Below are 17,195 nucleotides of genomic sequence, written 5' to 3'. Positions count from 1 at the left end.
AGCTTACGCTTTTCGATTTTCCTTAGAAAGGAGGTGATCCAGCCGCACCTTCCGATACGGCTACCTTGTTACGACTTCACCCCAATCATCTGCCCCACCTTAGGCGGCTGGCTCCCGTAAGGGTTACCCCACCGACTTCGGGTGTTGCAAACTCTCGTGGTGTGACGGGCGGTGTGTACAAGGCCCGGGAACGTATTCACCGCGGCATGCTGATCCGCGATTACTAGCGATTCCGGCTTCATGCAGGCGAGTTGCAGCCTGCAATCCGAACTGAGAATGGTTTTATGGGATTGGCTTCACCTCGCGGCTTCGCTGCCCTTTGTACCATCCATTGTAGCACGTGTGTAGCCCAGGTCATAAGGGGCATGATGATTTGACGTCATCCCCACCTTCCTCCGGTTTGTCACCGGCAGTCACCTTAGAGTGCCCAACTGAATGCTGGCAACTAAGGTCAAGGGTTGCGCTCGTTGCGGGACTTAACCCAACATCTCACGACACGAGCTGACGACAACCATGCACCACCTGTCACTCTGTCCCCCGAAGGGGAACGCTCTGTCTCCAGAGGTGTCAGAGGATGTCAAGACCTGGTAAGGTTCTTCGCGTTGCTTCGAATTAAACCACATGCTCCACCGCTTGTGCGGGCCCCCGTCAATTCCTTTGAGTTTCAGCCTTGCGGCCGTACTCCCCAGGCGGAGTGCTTAATGCGTTAGCTGCAGCACTGAAGGGCGGAAACCCTCCAACACTTAGCACTCATCGTTTACGGCGTGGACTACCAGGGTATCTAATCCTGTTCGCTCCCCACGCTTTCGCGCCTCAGCGTCAGTTACAGACCAGAGAGCCGCCTTCGCCACTGGTGTTCCTCCACATCTCTACGCATTTCACCGCTACACGTGGAATTCCGCTCTCCTCTTCTGCACTCAAGCCTTCCAGTTTCCAATGACCCTCCACGGTTGAGCCGTGGGCTTTCACATCAGACTTAAAAGGCCGCCTGCGCGCGCTTTACGCCCAATAATTCCGGACAACGCTTGCCACCTACGTATTACCGCGGCTGCTGGCACGTAGTTAGCCGTGGCTTTCTGGTCAGGTACCGTCAAGGTACCGGCAGTGACTCCGGTACTTGTTCTTCCCTGACAACAGAGCTTTACGATCCGAAAACCTTCTTCACTCACGCGGCGTTGCTCCGTCAGACTTTCGTCCATTGCGGAAGATTCCCTACTGCTGCCTCCCGTAGGAGTCTGGGCCGTGTCTCAGTCCCAGTGTGGCCGATCACCCTCTCAGGTCGGCTACGCATCGTCGCCTTGGTGAGCCGTTACCCCACCAACTAGCTAATGCGCCGCGGGTCCATCTGTAAGTGACAGCCAAAGGCCGCCTTTCATTCTTCCTCCATGCGGAGGAAGAAGCTATCCGGTATTAGCCCCGGTTTCCCGGAGTTATCCCAGTCTTACAGGCAGGTTACCCACGTGTTACTCACCCGTCCGCCGCTGACTTCCGGGAGCAAGCTCCCTTCCGTCCGCTCGACTTGCATGTATTAGGCACGCCGCCAGCGTTCGTCCTGAGCCAGGATCAAACTCTCCAAAAAGATGTTTGATTGCTCATAAAATAATTAAATCAAGAATTAACTGGCATGTATTTTGTTCAGTTTTCAAAGATCAATTTCAGTGTCGCGTTCAAGCGACCTTTATTAATATATCATCCATTATTCTCTTCGTCAACAGCTTTTTTACTTTTTAACAAAAGAAAAAGAAACCGGAGAATCCGGCCTCTTTTTCCGCTAGCTTATTCTGCTTCTTCTTCCGGAGACACTTTTTCCACTGCCTCTGATTTTTCAGGAAGAATTTCTTCAAGCTCCTGTTCTTCCTTCTCTATCTTCGTCACCGTAGCTACTGTCTCCTCATCACCTAGTCGAATGAGCTTTACGCCTTGCGTGTTTCTTCCTGTAATGGAAATATCATTTACATCCATTCGGATTAATACACCGCCAACGGTGATCAGCATAAGATCTTCTTCTCCTGTGACGGTCTTCACTGCCACGAGAGGCCCGTTCTTGCTTGTAATGTTGCAAGTCTTTAAGCCTTTTCCGCCTCTTGATTGGATGCGGTATTCTTCCTCCGGTGTTCGTTTTCCGTAGCCGTTTTCTGTCACAACCAGCACATAGTCGTTTTCAGCGAGCAGTTCCATACCTACGACTTCGTCACCGGTATCCAGCCTTATTCCTTTCACACCCATAGACGCCCGGCCCATCTGACGGACATCTTCCTCTTCAAAACGGATAAGCATCCCTTGCTTTGTGCCCACAATGATATGCTTCTTGCCGTCTGTTAAACGTACAGAAATTAGTTCATCCTCTTCACGAAGAGTGAGCGCTCGTATTCCGTTTGTGCGGATATGTGTAAATTCTTTTAAAGAGGTCCGCTTTACGATACCTGATTTTGTAGCAAAGAATAAGTAATTCGCCTGAACGTCCGGATCAGGATCAATTCGAATCATGGTATTGACCCACTCATCCTTTTCAACATCCAGCAAGTTAACAATCGGAATCCCTTTGGCTGTCCGGCTGAATTCTGGAATCTGATAGCCTTTTAGACGATACACTTTCCCTTTATTTGTAAAGAAGAGGATGGTGTCATGTGTGGACGTTGTCATTAGCTGCTCGACCACATCGTCTTCATTTGTACCCATTCCCTGGATGCCGCGTCCGCCACGTTTTTGGCTTCGGTAAGTGGAAGCTGGAATCCGTTTCACATAACCATTATGAGTCAGAGTTAATATCACTTGCTCACGAGGAATGAGATCTTCGTCCATAATATCTTCATAACCTGCATCTGCTATTTCCGTGCGGCGCTCATCGCCGAACCGCTCTTTAATCTCAAGCAGCTCTTCCCGAATGATCTCTACCACTTTCTCATCATCTGCCAAGATGGCTTTCAGCTCAGCAATTAACGTTCTCAGCTGCTGGTATTCTTCTTCAATTTTCTCCCTTTCCAATCCTGTCAGACGCTGAAGGCGCATATCAAGAATGGCTTGAGCCTGCTTCTCAGACAAGGAGAACTGCTCCATTAACCCCTCTTTCGCAATTGCCGTTGTTTCAGAGCCGCGGATTAGGGCAATAATAGCATCGATATGATCAAGCGCTATGCGCAAGCCTTCCAAAATGTGAGCTCTTGCTTCCGCTTTCCTCAGTTCAAATTCTGTCCGGCGGCGGACTACTACCTTCTGATGCTCTAAGTAATAGTGAAGGCACTCTTTAAGGTTTAATACACGAGGCTGGCCATCTACAAGCGCCAGTAAATTGATTCCAAAGCTTGTCTGCATGGCTGTATGCTTGTACAAATTGTTAAGAATGACATTGGCATTGGCATCCCGGCGAACTTCAATGACAATCCTCATGCCATTGCGGTCAGACTCATCACGCAGGTCTGTGATTCCATCAACTCGTTTATCACGTACAAGCTCAGCAATCTTTTCGATCAGCCGGGCTTTATTGACCTGATAAGGAATCTCTGTAACGATAATGGTTTCTTTGCCGTTAGCCTTCTGCTCAATCTCTACTTTGGCCCGAATGGTGAGTGAACCTTTTCCTGTTTCATAGGCCTGGCGGATGCCGCTTCGTCCCATGATTATGCCGCCCGTAGGAAAATCTGGCCCTGGAATATACTGCATGAGATCCAGGATAGACAAGTCTCCATTTTCACTATATGCAATAATTCCATCAATCACTTCCCCGAGATGATGAGGAGGCACGTTTGTCGCCATACCGACTGCAATACCAGAAGCTCCATTGACGAGCAGATTAGGAAATCTTGCCGGAAGCACAGCAGGTTCTCTTTCCGAACCATCGTAGTTATCCTTATAATCGATTGTATCTTTGTTAATGTCGCGCAGCAGTTCCATCGATATTTTCGACATGCGCGCTTCTGTATAACGCATAGCTGCCGCCGAGTCGCCGTCCACTGAACCAAAGTTTCCGTGGCCGTCCACAAGCATATAGCGGTAGTTAAAATCTTGCGCCATTCTTACCATTGTTTCATAAACAGCCGAGTCCCCGTGCGGATGATATTTACCAATGACATCCCCGACAATACGAGCTGACTTCTTATACGCTTTGTCTGCCGTAATCCCTAAGTCATTCATCGAGTAGAGAATCCGTCGATGTACCGGCTTTAAGCCGTCTCTCACATCAGGGAGCGCCCGGGAGACGATAACACTCATTGCATAGTCTAGAAACGATGATCGCATTTCCTGGCTAATATTAATCTCTGTAACATTGGATTGAGGCGTTTCAGCCATGTTCAAAGACCTCCTTCAACGAACAGTTTAAAAACCTACTGTCCTGAAATAAAAAGACACACAGGATAGATGCACATCTATCCTGCTTTGTATGCCACAAGCTAAACGCTGTGTTAAATATCTAAGTTTTTTACATATAATGCATTTTCTTCGATGAACTGCCGGCGCGGTTCTACCCGGTCACCCATCAGGATTTCGAACGTTTCGTCCGCATCGATTGCATCCTCAAGGCTTACTTGAAGCAATGTTCTCGATTCCGGATTCATTGTTGTTTCCCAGAGCTGTTCAGGGTTCATCTCTCCAAGACCCTTATAGCGCTGTAGATCTACTTTCGTATTCTCGGGCAGCCCTCTCATAATCTCATCGAGCTGACGGTCATTGTATGCGTAGTCAATTTGCTTTCCGCGAGTTATTTTATATAGCGGCGGCTGAGCGATATAAATATAGCCCGCTTCAATCAGCTGACGCATATACCGGAATAAGAATGTAAGCAGCAGGGTACGAATGTGTGCGCCGTCCACATCTGCATCTGTCATGATAATCAGCTTATGGTACCTTGCTTTAGAAATATCAAAATCTTCTCCGATTCCTGTACCGAGTGCTGTAATAATTGTGCGAATTTCATTATTTGATAGGATCCTGTCCAATCTTGCTTTTTCAACGTTAAGGATCTTTCCGCGCAGCGGCAGGATCGCTTGGAAATGGCGGTCGCGTCCTTGCTTGGCCGAACCTCCGGCTGAGTCCCCCTCAACCACGTACAGTTCGCTGATTTCCGGATCGCGTGACGAACAGTCTGCTAGCTTTCCAGGCAGATTGGATATTTCCAGCGCACCCTTTCGTCGGGTAAGCTCTCTTGCCTTTTTGGCAGCGAGCCGAGCTCGGGTAGCCATGAGTCCTTTGTCGACGATTTTTCTCGCTACATTTGGATTTTCCAGCAGGAAAGCCTCAAAGCGTTCGGAGAAGACCGAATCAGTGACCGCCCGGACTTCGGAGTTCCCGAGCTTCGTCTTTGTCTGTCCTTCAAACTGCGGGTCCGGATGCTTAATTGATACGATAGCCGTTAAGCCTTCTCTAACATCTTCACCGGATAAGTTGGTGTCTGTTTCTTTAATCAAACCGCTCTTGCGTGCATAGTCATTGATCACCCGCGTTAAGGCGGATTTAAACCCTGATTCGTGCGTACCACCTTCATAGGTGTGAATATTGTTAGCAAAGGAGTACAAGTTGCTGGCAAAGCTGTCATTGTACTGGAGGGCGATTTCTACAGAGACGCCATCCTTTACCCCTTCCATGTAAATCGGCTCACTGTGAAGCACTTCTCTTTGACGGTTTAAATGCTCCACATAAGATTTAATTCCGCCTTCGTAATGGTACTCATTTATTCTTCCTTCTCCCCGGCGGTCTTCGATGGCGATGTTGATTCCGCGGTTCAAGAAGGCTAACTCCCGTATACGATTGGCAAGCGTATCATAATCGTACTCTATCGTTTCAGTAAAAATTTCTTTGTCTGGAGTAAAGTGAATCGTCGTTCCTGTATAATCGGTTTCGTCAATAATCTTCAAATCCTCTTGGGGCACGCCTCTTTTGTAGCACTGGTAGTAAACATGGCCGTCACGATGAACGAACACTTCCAGTTCAGAAGAAAGGGCATTTACAACTGAAGCTCCTACACCGTGAAGTCCCCCTGATACCTTGTATCCGCCTCCGCCGAATTTTCCCCCGGCATGCAGAACAGTCAAAATAACTTCAACGGCTGGGCGACCCATTTTCTCATGAGTACCGACCGGAATTCCTCGTCCATTGTCCTTTACGGTAATACTGTTGTCTTCCTCGATAATGACTCGGATTTTATCACAGTAGCCTGCGAGCGCTTCATCAATACTGTTATCGACAATCTCCCACACAAGGTGGTGAAGACCTCTCGCACTTGTTGAACCAATGTACATACCTGGCCGCTTACGAACGGCTTCAAGCCCTTCTAAGACCTGTATTTGATTCTCATCGTAAGAAGGCTGATTCCCTGCGTTTGGTTGTTCCATAGTCAAATCCGTTCACCTGCTCTTTCTTTTTCAACCCGCTCCTATGGGGCTTTTTCGGGCTGTTATGGATGATTTTCATATACTCGTTTTTTCAATGTATGTGATGAAAAAGGAGAAAGGTAATGGCTGTTCGTAGTGATAATGACTGATTTATAATGGCCAGCTGTCAACAGAGAAACATCTTCCTCTGACAAGTACCCGACAGCTGATTCCTTTGATAGCTCCAGACTATGCTGGTCGATAATGGCTACAATGTCGCTTGTACGCAAAATATCTGATTCGCTGATTTGAACATACATACACGCTTCCTCACTTTATTTGCGAAATCGTTCCTTGCTTGACTGAAAAGGTCGAAGCCTCTTGCAACGTTTGATGATGAATTCCTTCAATGCTCGTCGTTGTCACAAAGGTCTGCACTTTCCCCTGAATCGTATTTAGCAAGTGGGACTGCCGATAGTCATCAAGCTCGGAAAGCACGTCGTCTAGTAAAAGGATCGGGTATTCCTGAATCTCAGAGTGAATCAGTTCAATTTCCGCCAGTTTCACGGATAAGGCCGTTGTCCGCTGCTGTCCCTGAGAACCAAATGTCTGCACATCCTTCCCATTCACAAGGAAAACAAGGTCATCACGATGAGGGCCGCTCAGTGTAACGCCTCTCTCCAACTCCCTTTTCCGCTGAGAGTGATACGTTTCTTCGAATATACTTATCATTTTGGACGAAACATCGTCTTCTGATACGTCTATAGACGGTTCATAGACGATATCCAAGTGTTCCAGTCCGCGGGAGATGCCTGAATGGATCGACTGGGCCCACTCCTGCAAAAGGTGAATAAAGGCAAACCGCTTCTTAACCACCTTTACAGCCAGTTGAATCAACTGGTCCGTCAATACATCCAGCATGGTCATGTCTTTTGTTTCTTTCAATTGCAGCTGTTTTAAATAACGATTTCTTTGCTGGAGCACTTTGTGGTATTGGCTGATGTCATGAAGGTAGACGGGGGACACCTGACCAATTTCCATATCAATGAACCGTCTTCTAACCTGAGGACTGCCCTTTACAAGGTTAAGATCTTCAGGAGCAAACATGACTACGTTCATATTTCCGACATATTGACTGAGACGCTGCTGCTCAATGTGGTTGCACTTTGCTTTTTTCCCTTTTTTAGAAATGATCAGCTCAAGAGGAACAGAGCTTTGACTTTTTTGCACTCTCCCTCTTATTTTAGCATAATCTGCTTCCCAGCTAATTAATTCTTTATCGTTAGACGTACGGTAAGATCTCGCCATAGCGAGCACAAAGATAGACTCCATAATATTCGTCTTGCCTTGAGCGTTTTCGCCAAGAAAGACATTTACTTTATTGTCAAATTCAATGTCTAGAGAGAGGTAGTTTCTATAGTTCTCTAAGGACAATTCAGTTATATGCATGCTTATAACATCCTTTGTTTATGAACCCACAATGATGAAGCTGCCGGCTCCCGGAATATCAATCCGGTCTCCCGCCCGAAGCTTTCTTCCCCTGCGCTGGTCCAGCTCGCCATTGATATATACTTCATGCTCGCTTAAAAACCACTTGGCCATGCCGCCGGTTTGAATCAGATCGGCAAGCTTCAAAAATTGACCTAAAGGAATGTAGTCTGTTTGGATCGTTATTTTCTGCTCCATTTATTTTCCTGCTTTCCACTAAATTCTCTAATACTTTATTTTACTAAACTTTTCACTTAAACACAAAGAAGAAGAGCATAAGAGAAAAGGCTGTCTACCTCTTTTGGCAACAGCCCCTTCTCTCTATGGCAAACAGTTTTTCACTCTAGTATGTTCTTACTGGCAAAATTAATTGAAGCGTGGAGTCGTCCTGTTCCGGACGGATAATAAACGGCTTCATAGCCCCCGTAAACTGTACGTTAATTTCCGTTCCATCCAGTGCCTTCAGAGCATCCATCATGTATTTAGCGCTAAAGGAGATCCTGAGCTCGTCCCCTTCCACAGACCGGCTCTTGACTTGCTCCGTTACCTTTCCAATCTCCGGGGAATTTGAAGAAATTTCGATCGTATCCTGATCAATAACGGAAAGCTTTACGACATTATTACGTTCCTCTCTTGCAAGCAGAGAAGCCCGGTCGATCGCCTGCAGGAATTCCTTCGTGTTTAATTCAAGCTTCGTTTTACTCTCCGTCGGAATCAGGCGGCTCGTGTCCGGATAATTCCCTTCCAGCAGACGGGAATAGAAAAGCAAATGCTTCGCCCGGAAAAGCACCTGGCTGTCAGTGATCACGATTTCCACCGGTTCTTTCGTATCATCAAGAATTTTACTCAGCTCATTTAAGCTCTTTCCTGGAATCACGACATTGTACTCGGCGTCAGAGTCGGTTTCTACTGCCGCTTTCCGCATAGCGAGCCTATGACTGTCCGTTGCAATGCATACTAACCGGCCATCTTCCATCCGCCAGTTTACACCTGTCAAGATGGGGCGTGTTTCTGAGGCGGACACTGCAAACACCGTCTGCCGAATAATGGTCTTCAGCAGATCTGTCGGCATTTTAAATACTTCCCTTTCCTCGATCTGCGGCAGGTGCGGGTACTCCTCTGGATCCAAGCCGTTTAAGTTAAATTCAGACTGGCCCGAACGAATAACCGTTTGAAAAGAATTCATCACTTCAATTTCTATCCGATCAAGCGGCAGCTTCTTGACGATTTCATTGAAGAAGCGGGCATTTAACACAATAGAGCCTGGTTGTTCAATTTCAGCCAGGATTTTTCCCTCTTCCTCTTGAGGAATAAACGATTCAATGGAAATATCAGAGTCACTTCCTGTAAGCTTAACGCCCTCTTCTGTTACATCAATTTTAATTCCCGTCAAAATTGGAATCGTTGTTCTAGAGCTAATGGCTTTTAAGACATCTTGCACGCTTTGAGCGAAACGGTCTTTTTGAATAGAAAACTTCATTTTTTTCTCCTTCCGCAAGTTAGTCGCATATCTTTCTGCTTTGCTGCATAAACTAATTATTTTATATTAAAAAAATAATAGTAATAGTACTAGGCGCTGTGAGTATGTGGATAACCCAGAAAAACGAAAGCAAAGACAGCCTATCCACATGTGGACAGACTGTTTACAAACCCTAAAAAGTTATACACATTATTAAGATTTTAGCATACTTTGAATTTCTTTGATTTTTTGCTGAAGCTGGTTATCCGTATGAAGCAGCTTTGAAATTTTTTCATGAGCATGGATAACGGTTGTATGGTCTCGGCCGCCGAACTCTTCTCCAATTTTCGGAAGTGAAAAGTCTGTCAGCTCGCGGGACAAATACATGGCAATTTGCCTGGGAAAAGCAATTGACTTTGTTCGCTTCTTAGCCTTAAAGTCTTCAAGCTTCACGTTATATTCCTCACCAACAACCCGCTGAATATCTTGAATCGTAACAACCTTCGGCTTCGAGCTTGGAATAATATCCTTCAGTGCTTCTGCCGCTAAATCTGCGTTAATGTCCTTATTAATCAGCGAAGAAAAAGCGACAACGCGTATTAGTGCTCCTTCGAGCTCCCGGATGTTCGTATCAATTTGGTTGGCGATGTAAAGCATCGCTTCATTAGGAATATCAAGGTTTTCCGCTTTCGCCTTTTTCCGCAAGATAGCGATTCTTGTCTCTAGGTCGGGCGGTGTAATGTCTGTAATTAATCCCCATTCAAAACGCGAGCGAAGACGATCCTCAAGTGTCGGAATTTCTTTTGGAGGCCGGTCACTTGAAATGACAATTTGCTTGCTCTCTTCGTGAAGCGTATTAAATGTATGGAAAAACTCTTCCTGGGTCGATTCTTTACCGGCTAAGAACTGAATATCATCTATTAGCAGAACATCTACATTCCGATAACGGTTTCTGAATTCGACTGCCTTATTGTCCCTGATTGAGTTAATGAATTCGTTCGTAAATTTCTCTGAAGATAAGTAAACAACTTTCGCGTTCGGATTGTGCTCCAAAACATAATGGCCGATTGCATGCATCAAATGGGTTTTCCCAAGCCCAACTCCTCCGTAAATAAATAAAGGATTGTACGCTTTCGCCGGTGCTTCCGCAACAGCAAGCGACGCTGCATGTGCAAAGCGGTTCCCAGAGCCGATGACAAATGTATCAAATGTATATTTCGGATTAAGCATGCTTTGCGGAACCTCATTGGAGTCACTTTTCTTTTGCGGTTTCTTTGGCATCGGCATTTGATATTCATCAGATTGCTGATTTTCGGGAATAATAAATTTAACAGCCAGCTCTTGACCGGTAACTTCGGCGAGCACTCCAGAAATCAATTGGGAATAATGACCCTCAAGCCAGTCTCTGGCGAAATCATTTGGAGCGGTAATGGTAATCGAATCACCCTGCAAAGAATGAGCTTTCGTTGATTTCAACCAGGTATCGAAGCTCGGTTTGCTGATCCGCTTCTCTATATTTGCTAACGCTTTACTCCAAAGATCGTCGATATTTTCCATGAGGCCCCTCCTCTTCAAAAAAAATTAAAAGTAACTGTTATATAATAGGTTTTTCGCTCAAAAAAAAGCGAAATTTATATTTATGCATTGGAATGTTTTGTGATTAAATATATATATAAGAAGAAACTAACTTTTCGACAAAACTCACAAGGTGTGGACAACCTTTTTCCAATGAAGTGAATAAATTATTAACAGCTTATCCACAATTTGTGGATAAATAAAATGCTTGGATTACTTATCCAGAGTAAAAACAAAATAATAATAGCAGAAAAAACGCTTAGTTGCAATGAAAGATAAAATTATCCACAGCATTATTCTTCTGTGAGGAAACAGTTTTCCACAAGCTGCGTGCTTGTGAAAAAGTTGTCAGTAAGGGCTGTGAATAAAAAATAGCTGTCGAAAATTATCCACAAATGATGAAAGCGAAAAAATAATGCGAAGAGGAGTTTTTCTTTTTGAAGAAGAAGAGTTGACAGATAGTCCTATCCTCTTTATAATCAAAAAGACTGTCTTTGACGTTATTCATTCCTCAGGGAGGTGTTTTATAAATGAAAAGAACTTACCAACCAAATAAACGTAAAAGAAGCAAAGTTCATGGTTTCCGTCAACGCATGAGCTCTAAAAACGGTCGTCGTATTCTTGCGCGCCGTCGTGCTAAAGGAAGAAAAGTATTATCTGCATAAGCCACTGAACAGATCAGTGGCCTTTTTTTTAGAAGCTCTGTTAAATCGTTATTGTTGTTTAAACAATGGTTCTCTTGCCTTGTTTAAAGCGCCAGTGCCATGTTCCGTACAGCTCTAGCTGAACGGGAGTGAACCTGGCGTTTCTCAACAATAATATTTAACAAAGCTTTTTTTAAAATAGGCATGTACATGTATAGAATAAAGAAGAAAAGGTGATTGACTGGTGAAAAAAACGTTCCGCGTTAAAAAAGACAGTGAGTTTCAATCCGTTTTCAAAGGCGGAAAATCATTTGCCAATCGCCAGTTTGTTGTGTATGTACGCAAGAATGAATTAAATGTTCCTTTCCGAATTGGATTGTCTGTCAGTAAGAAAATCGGGAACGCTGTTACACGCAATCGAGTGAAGCGCCGAATCAGACAGAGCTTTACAGAATTAAAGGAAAATATTTTGCCCGGACATGATCTGATTATTATTGCCCGCAAGCCAGCGGCTGACATGAATGGGAATGAAGTAAAGAAAAGCTTGATCCACGTATTGAAAAGGGCCAAGCTGCTAAACAAAAGCTTTTTTAATTCGCAAGATACAACCAATTAATAAAAATAAAAAAGACGATCCGTTGAGCCGCCCTCCCTCAATGGCGGCTGCGTGGAAAGAGTCATAGGGGGAATAGGAGTTTGAGCAAGAAAACGATCACTTTGATCTTGCTGATGGTAACCAGTGTTCTGCTGGCCGGCTGTACAGAGTTTGATCAGGAAATTACAGCGGAAAGTGAAGGGTTTTGGAACGAATTTATCGTTTACCCGCTATCTTTTTTCATTATTAAAACAGCTGAACTTGTCGGCGGCTACGGTTGGGCTATCATCATCGTAACAGTCATTATCCGGCTGGTCATTCTGCCGTTAATGGTGAAACAGACGAAGAACTCCAGAGCGATGCAAAAGCTTCAGCCTGAAATGCAGAAATTGAAGGAGAAATACAAGTCAAAGGATGCTGTGACCCAGCAAAAGCTTCAGCAGGAGACAATGCAGCTTTTCCAGCAATATAATGTCAACCCGCTAGCCGGCTGTTTTCCGCTATTGATTCAGATGCCGATTATTTTCGGGATCTATCAAGCCATCATGCGGACAGATGCGATTAAGCAGGATACATTCTTATGGTTTGATCTCGGTTCACCAGATCCGATTTTTCTTCTTCCGTTAATTGCCGGAGTGACAACCTTCTTGCAGCAAAAGATCATGATGGCAGGCATGGCGGGCCAAAACCCGCAAATGGCCATGATGCTTTGGCTTATGCCTGTGATGATTGTCGTCTTCGCGATTAATTTGCCAGCTGCTTTATCCTTGTACTGGGTAGTCGGGAATGTTTTTATGATTGTACAAACGCTTGTCATCAATAAGATAAGCGACAGAGAACAAGCCGCATCGGTCAGCAAATAGGGGGGAGATGAATGAAAGAAGTGACGACTGTTGGACAAACTGTTGAGGAAGCGCTTCAGTCCGCTCTGCAACAGCTGGATACAACAGAAGAACAAGTCGAAATCGATGTGCTGGACGAAGGAAAGAAAGGACTTTTTGGGCTTTTTGGACAGCGGCCTGCATCGGTGAGAGTGAGAAAAAAAGCAGACCCCATCGAAGAATCCACAGCCTATCTCTTATCGATTGCCGCTCAATTAGGTGTTCATCCAGACATTCAAGTAGAGAAAACCGGCAAGCATGTTCGTTTTTCATTGTCAGGTGAGAGAATTGCTTTGTTGATTGGAAAAAGGGGTCAAACGCTAAATGCGCTCGAGCAGCTTACTCAGCTTGTGATTAATCGTTATTCCACTAATTTCATTCATTTTACACTTGATGCTGAAAATTATCGTGAGCGCAGAGAGGAAACACTAGTTGCTTTGGCAAGAAAAATGGCCAAAAAGGCGCTTGTGACAGGAAAACCGGTTCGACTGGAGCCATTTCCTTCCTTCGAACGGAAAGTGATCCACAAAGCTCTTGCTGAGAACAGACAAGTGCGAACCTTTTCTGAGGGCAAAGAGCCGCGTCGCTATATAGTGATTGAACCTAAATCTGTGTAACAGGCTTTCCGGCAAATTCTAAGCTGAAAAAGATAGAATTTGTCAGGAAAGCTTTTTTTATGTTATTTTTCATGTATTTTATTACTATATTTTACAGAATATATAGTAAAGGTAGTTAGGATTGTTATCCAGACGTGAATAAGTTAAAATAGATAAGGTTAAGGGGAAGGCTGTGGATAAATCAGCCTTCTTTTTAGACTCTGCAATTTATGCTATTCTAATCGCTTAGGAATAAAATTCTTTTTTTATTAATAGATGATCGTGCGGTATTGATGATGGAAGCAGCCAGACCGATAAATAAAGATAGGAAGAGGTGAGAGCGGTGGATTTTGATACAATTGCAGCTATTTCTACTCCGTCGGGAGAAGGAGCGATCGCAATCGTACGTTTGAGCGGGGAAGAAGCGGTAGAAATTGCTGACCGTGTGTTCCAGAGTCCCTCTAAAAAATCACTGACAGAAATGACCAGCCATACGATTCATTATGGTCATTTAATCGATCCTAAAACGGGGAACGTAGTAGAGGAAGTCATGCTGTCTCTAATGAAAGGACCAAAAACGTTCACGAGAGAAGATGTGGTAGAAATCAATTGCCATGGCGGTTTAGTATCTGTGAACCGCGTCCTGCAGCTTGTTCTGGCACAAGGAGCGCGGCTAGCCGAACCAGGCGAGTTTACTAAGCGGGCCTTTTTAAATGGTCGTATTGATCTTTCACAAGCCGAAGCAGTCATGGACTTGATTCGGGCGAAAACCGACCGGGCGATGAATGTCGCGCTTAACCAAATGGAAGGACGCCTGTCGAAGCTGATTCGCCAGCTTCGACAAGAAATCTTGGAAACCTTAGCGCATATTGAGGTAAATATCGATTACCCAGAGTACGATGATGTTGAGGAAATGACCCATAAAGTGCTGCTGGAAAAGGCAGCTTTCGTACAAAAAGAAATTAAAAAGCTGCTGCAAACAGCAGAGCAGGGGAAAATTCTTCGTGAAGGCTTATCAACGGTTATTATTGGACGTCCGAATGTTGGAAAATCCTCCTTGTTGAATGCACTAGTTCATGAAAACAAGGCTATTGTTACCGACATTCCAGGGACAACGCGTGATGTAATCGAAGAGTATGTAAACGTCCGCGGTGTTCCGCTTCGTCTAGTAGACACGGCAGGTATCCGTGAAACAGAAGACATCGTTGAAAGAATTGGCGTAGAGCGTTCCCGCCAAGTATTAAAAGAGGCTGATTTGATTCTTCTAGTGTTAAACTACTCGGATGAATTGACTGAAGAGGACGAAAAGCTGTTCCAGGCAGTAGAAGGAATGGATGTCATCGTTCTCGTGAACAAAACAGATTTGCCGCAGAAAATCGATATGGAGCGTGTGAAGGAGCTGGCAAGAGATAAGAAGCTAGTAACTGCTTCGCTTCTAGAGGAGAAAGGAATCGATGAACTGGAGGAAGCGATTGCTTCTCTATTTTTCTCGGGATCCATTGAGGCTGGGGATATGACGTATGTATCCAATGCTCGTCATATTGCTTTGTTGAACCAGGCCCTTACTTCGATTACAGAGGCGATTGATAATACAGAAGCAGGTACGCCAATCGATATTGTTCAAATAGATTTAACTAGAACATGGGAGTTATTAGGTGAAATTATTGGTGAGAGTGTACATGAGAGCCTAATTGATCAGTTATTCTCCCAATTCTGTCTCGGGAAATAAATAAACAGGAGGAACAAAACTATGGCGCAATATGAAGCAGGCCAATACGATGTCATTGTCGTCGGTGCCGGACATGCCGGCGTAGAAGCAGGCCTCGCGTCTGCCCGCTCCGGTGCGAATACATTGATGATTACCATCAATCTGGACATGATTGCCTATATGCCGTGTAACCCATCTATTGGCGGCCCGGCAAAAGGTATTGTGGTCCGTGAAATCGATGCACTTGGCGGTGAAATGGCACGCAACATTGACAAAACATATATTCAAATGCGTATGCTGAACACAGGGAAAGGACCAGCCGTGCAAGCATTGCGCGCACAGGCGGACAAAGTTCTGTATCAGCAAGAGATGAAGAAAACCATTGAGAACCAAGAGAACTTAACACTGATTCAAGGAATGGTGGAAGAACTAGTTGTAGAAGACGGAGAATGTCGTGGAATCGTGACACAAACAGGAGCGACATACCGCGCGAATGCTGTCATCATCACGACAGGTACCTTCCTGCGCGGAGAGATTATTCTTGGCGACTTGAAATACTCCAGCGGACCGAACAATCAGCAGCCGTCTATCGGTTTATCTGAAAACCTTGAAAAACTTGGCTTGGATCTTGTCCGTTTCAAGACAGGTACCCCGCCGCGTGTGAACAGCCGTACGATCGACTACAGCAAAACAGAAATTCAGCCTGGCGACGACGAACCGCGGGCATTTAGCTATGAAACCACGAAGTTTATCACTGACCAGCTTCCTTGCTGGCTTACGTATACGAACGAAGAAACACATGCCATCATTAACGAGAACCTGCACCGTTCTCCAATGTACTCCGGTGTTATCAAAGGAACAGGTCCGCGTTATTGTCCATCTATTGAGGACAAGATTGTCCGCTTTAGCGACAAGCCGCGCCACCAAATTTTCCTTGAGCCGGAAGGGCGCAACACAGAAGAAGTATATGTACAGGGGCTGTCATCAAGCCTTCCTGAAGATGTGCAGCATCGTATGCTCCGTACGATTCCAGGCCTTGAAAAAGCTCAGCTGATGCGGGCCGGTTACGCAATCGAGTACGATGCCATTGTACCGACTCAGCTATGGCCGACACTTGAAACGAAAAAAGTGAAAAACCTGTACACAGCCGGCCAGATTAATGGTACATCTGGCTATGAAGAAGCAGCAGCTCAAGGCATCATGGCTGGTATTAACGCAGCCTGCCGCGTGCTCGGCAAAGAAGAAGTCATCCTAAGCCGTTCAGACGCTTATATTGGCGTACTGATTGACGACTTAGTAACGAAAGGAACGAACGAACCTTATCGTCTATTGACATCACGTGCAGAATACCGCCTGCTTCTCCGCCATGACAATGCTGATTTGCGTTTAACAGAAATCGGCTACAAGGCGGGTCTAGTTTCTGAAGAGCGCTACCAACGGTTCTTAGAGAAAAAAGCAGCTATTGCCGGGGAAATAGAACGCTTACGTTCAGTGATTCTTAAACCGAATGAGGAAACTCAATCGGTCGTTCGTGAGGCAGGCAGCAGTGAGCTGAAGGATGGTATCCGTGCGGCGGATCTCCTCAAACGTCCGGAGATTAACTACGGACATCTGAAGCAGCTTACCCCAGCGCCTGAAGCATTGGACTCAGAAGTAGAAGAGCAAGTGGAAATTCAAGTTAAGTACGAGGGATATATCGAAAAATCTCTTCAACAAGTGGAAAAGCTAAAGAAAATGGAAAATAAGAAAATCCCTGAGAACATTGACTACGATGCAATCAGCGGCTTGGCTACAGAAGCTCGCCAGCACTTGAAAAAAGTAAGACCGCTATCCATTGCGCAAGCTTCACGTATTTCAGGTGTCAATCCAGCGGACATCTCCATTTTGCTTGTTTATATTGAACAAGGCCGTATTGCACGCTTGGCTAATTAAGACTAGTTGAAG

13 protein-coding genes and 1 rRNA gene are annotated in these 17,195 nt (G+C 45.2%); 6 read left to right on the top strand and 8 right to left on the bottom strand.

Going from position 1 to position 17,195, the window contains the following annotated elements; all coding sequences use genetic code 11:
* Positions 1-26: 26 nt before the first annotated feature.
* The 8 genes from QY97_RS06500 to dnaA form a co-directional block, all read right to left on the bottom strand.
* Positions 27-1,579 (bottom strand): 16S ribosomal RNA (locus QY97_RS06500).
* Between the two features lie 197 nt (positions 1,580-1,776).
* Positions 1,777-4,287 carry a DNA gyrase subunit A gene (gene gyrA / locus QY97_RS06495; RefSeq protein ID WP_039238675.1) on the bottom strand — a complete coding sequence of 837 codons (2,511 nt, stop codon included), beginning with the start codon at positions 4,285-4,287 and terminating at the stop codon, positions 1,777-1,779.
* Between the two features lie 113 nt (positions 4,288-4,400).
* Positions 4,401-6,326, bottom strand: coding sequence for a DNA topoisomerase (ATP-hydrolyzing) subunit B (gene gyrB, locus QY97_RS06490; RefSeq protein WP_039238673.1), 1,926 nt, complete (start codon positions 6,324-6,326; stop codon positions 4,401-4,403).
* A 62-nt stretch (positions 6,327-6,388) separates the two neighbouring features.
* Positions 6,389-6,625 (bottom strand): extracellular matrix regulator RemB, encoded by a 237-nt coding sequence (gene remB, locus QY97_RS06485; RefSeq protein ID WP_039238671.1) that lies wholly within the window; start codon positions 6,623-6,625, stop codon positions 6,389-6,391.
* A gap of 10 nt (positions 6,626-6,635) precedes the next feature.
* The gene (gene recF, locus QY97_RS06480; RefSeq protein WP_039238670.1) at positions 6,636-7,754 is read right to left on the bottom strand and encodes a DNA replication/repair protein RecF; all 1,119 of its coding nucleotides are present in this window, start codon (positions 7,752-7,754) and stop codon (positions 6,636-6,638) included.
* An 18-nt stretch (positions 7,755-7,772) separates the two neighbouring features.
* A complete protein-coding gene (yaaA, locus tag QY97_RS06475) occupies positions 7,773-7,991 on the bottom strand; it encodes a S4 domain-containing protein YaaA (RefSeq protein WP_039238669.1) in 219 nt (72 codons plus the stop codon).
* A 145-nt stretch (positions 7,992-8,136) separates the two neighbouring features.
* The gene (gene dnaN / locus QY97_RS06470; protein ID WP_039238668.1) at positions 8,137-9,273 is read right to left on the bottom strand and encodes a DNA polymerase III subunit beta; all 1,137 of its coding nucleotides are present in this window, start codon (positions 9,271-9,273) and stop codon (positions 8,137-8,139) included.
* 192 nt (positions 9,274-9,465) lie between these two features.
* A complete protein-coding gene (gene dnaA / locus QY97_RS06465) occupies positions 9,466-10,809 on the bottom strand; it encodes a chromosomal replication initiator protein DnaA (protein WP_039238666.1) in 1,344 nt (447 codons plus the stop codon).
* A gap of 548 nt (positions 10,810-11,357) precedes the next feature.
* Between dnaA and rpmH the strand changes: the two genes are divergently transcribed.
* The 6 genes from rpmH to mnmG all read left to right on the top strand — a co-directional run bounded on the left by rpmH (position 11,358) and on the right by mnmG (position 17,183).
* Positions 11,358-11,492, top strand: coding sequence for a 50S ribosomal protein L34 (gene rpmH, locus QY97_RS19860; RefSeq protein WP_082090176.1), 135 nt, complete (start codon positions 11,358-11,360; stop codon positions 11,490-11,492).
* 223 nt (positions 11,493-11,715) lie between these two features.
* Positions 11,716-12,087: a ribonuclease P protein component gene (gene rnpA, locus QY97_RS06460; protein WP_039238664.1), complete on the top strand. Its 372-nt coding sequence runs from the start codon at positions 11,716-11,718 to the stop codon at positions 12,085-12,087.
* 80 nt (positions 12,088-12,167) lie between these two features.
* Complete coding sequence (spoIIIJ, locus tag QY97_RS06455) at positions 12,168-12,929, top strand: YidC family membrane integrase SpoIIIJ (protein ID WP_039238662.1); 762 nt, start codon at positions 12,168-12,170, stop codon at positions 12,927-12,929.
* An 11-nt stretch (positions 12,930-12,940) separates the two neighbouring features.
* Complete coding sequence (jag, locus tag QY97_RS06450) at positions 12,941-13,564, top strand: RNA-binding cell elongation regulator Jag/EloR (protein WP_039238660.1); 624 nt, start codon at positions 12,941-12,943, stop codon at positions 13,562-13,564.
* A gap of 322 nt (positions 13,565-13,886) precedes the next feature.
* Entirely contained in the window at positions 13,887-15,272 is a 1,386-nt protein-coding gene (gene mnmE / locus QY97_RS06445) for a tRNA uridine-5-carboxymethylaminomethyl(34) synthesis GTPase MnmE (protein ID WP_039238659.1), read from the top strand.
* A gap of 21 nt (positions 15,273-15,293) precedes the next feature.
* Positions 15,294-17,183 carry a tRNA uridine-5-carboxymethylaminomethyl(34) synthesis enzyme MnmG gene (mnmG, locus tag QY97_RS06440; RefSeq protein ID WP_039238657.1) on the top strand — a complete coding sequence of 630 codons (1,890 nt, stop codon included), beginning with the start codon at positions 15,294-15,296 and terminating at the stop codon, positions 17,181-17,183.
* The last annotated feature ends 12 nt before the right edge of the window (positions 17,184-17,195 follow it).

The organism is Bacillus thermotolerans, assembly GCF_000812025.2.
GTDB lineage: Bacteria > Bacillota > Bacilli > Bacillales > Domibacillaceae > Quasibacillus > Quasibacillus thermotolerans.
This window is presented reverse-complemented; position numbering and strand designations above follow the sequence as displayed.

What these genes read in the sequence shown, in the direction of transcription:
- gyrA (WP_039238675.1), bottom strand. Translation starts at nt 4,287, where the DNA reads ATGGCTGAAACGCCTCAATCCAATGTTACAGAGATTAATATTAGCCAG.
- gyrB (WP_039238673.1), bottom strand. Translation starts at nt 6,326, where the DNA reads ATGGAACAACCAAACGCAGGGAATCAGCCTTCTTACGATGAGAATCAA.
- remB (WP_039238671.1), bottom strand. Translation starts at nt 6,625, where the DNA reads ATGTATGTTCAAATCAGCGAATCAGATATTTTGCGTACAAGCGACATT.
- recF (WP_039238670.1), bottom strand. Translation starts at nt 7,754, where the DNA reads ATGCATATAACTGAATTGTCCTTAGAGAACTATAGAAACTACCTCTCT.
- yaaA (WP_039238669.1), bottom strand. Translation starts at nt 7,991, where the DNA reads ATGGAGCAGAAAATAACGATCCAAACAGACTACATTCCTTTAGGTCAA.
- dnaN (WP_039238668.1), bottom strand. Translation starts at nt 9,273, where the DNA reads ATGAAGTTTTCTATTCAAAAAGACCGTTTCGCTCAAAGCGTGCAAGAT.
- dnaA (WP_039238666.1), bottom strand. Translation starts at nt 10,809, where the DNA reads ATGGAAAATATCGACGATCTTTGGAGTAAAGCGTTAGCAAATATAGAG.
- rpmH (WP_082090176.1), top strand. Translation starts at nt 11,358, where the DNA reads ATGAAAAGAACTTACCAACCAAATAAACGTAAAAGAAGCAAAGTTCAT.
- jag (WP_039238660.1), top strand. Translation starts at nt 12,941, where the DNA reads ATGAAAGAAGTGACGACTGTTGGACAAACTGTTGAGGAAGCGCTTCAG.
- mnmG (WP_039238657.1), top strand. Translation starts at nt 15,294, where the DNA reads ATGGCGCAATATGAAGCAGGCCAATACGATGTCATTGTCGTCGGTGCC.